This window comes from Virgibacillus salarius, from assembly GCF_039521925.1.
Classification (GTDB): Bacteria; Bacillota; Bacilli; order Bacillales; family Amphibacillaceae; genus Virgibacillus; species Virgibacillus salarius.
The window spans coordinates 1-348 of record NZ_BAAACY010000052.1; the positions used below are offsets into that span (position 1 = coordinate 1).

Below are 348 nucleotides of genomic sequence, written 5' to 3' on the forward strand. Positions count from 1 at the left end.
AAAAGAAAAGAATTCAACCAAGATTACAACAGGCTTTTTCTAATAATGGGGAAGGCTTCTATGTGTATGCGCCAAAACAAAGAGGAAAGGTGAAGGACCAACTGCGTTATATTGGCCGCTATATTCGTCGACCAGCGATTGGGAACAATCGTATCGAGGAATATGATGGTCAACATGTGACATTCAAATATATGGATAAAGTAGACGGTAAAGAAAAACATGAGACCGTAACGGTAGAAGAATTCATTATTCGATTAATACGTCATATTCCTAATGAACAGTTCAAGACAATTCGTCACTATGGGGTGTATTCTAGAAGGAGTAAGAGCTTAAGCAAAAAGCTATTAG

At 37.6% G+C, this 348-nt stretch carries 1 protein-coding gene; it reads left to right on the top strand.

Annotated features, from left to right (window positions below):
* Positions 1–348: transposase (locus ABDZ84_RS07275; RefSeq protein WP_343780730.1), on the top strand; the 348-nt coding region annotated here is incomplete at both ends.